The 211-nt window shown below is 72.0% G+C and carries 1 protein-coding gene; it reads left to right on the top strand.

The window, feature by feature from the left end; all coding sequences use genetic code 11:
* Positions 1-211 (top strand): leucine zipper domain-containing protein (locus tag Q0848_RS18940; RefSeq protein WP_299040392.1); only part of this gene is annotated, 211 nt, incomplete at both ends.

Raw genomic sequence — 211 nt, 5'->3', positions numbered from 1 at the left:
GCCCGGGCAGCGGAGTACTTCCACGTCTCGTGGCCGACCGCGAAGAGGTGGGCCCGCCGGTACGCCGAGATGGGCCTGGCAGGCATGGGCGACCGCTCCAGCCGCCCCCACCACAGCCCGACCCGCACCCCCTCGCACGTGGTCCGCAAGATCGTGCACCTGCGGTGGAAGCAGCGCCTGTCCCCAATCGCGATCAGCGCCAGGACCGACA

The organism is uncultured Pseudokineococcus sp., from assembly GCF_947495735.1.
Classification (GTDB): Bacteria; Actinomycetota; Actinomycetes; order Actinomycetales; family Quadrisphaeraceae; genus Pseudokineococcus.
The sequence above is the reverse complement of the archived record's forward strand: the minus strand, read 5'-3'. Positions and strand labels throughout refer to the sequence as shown.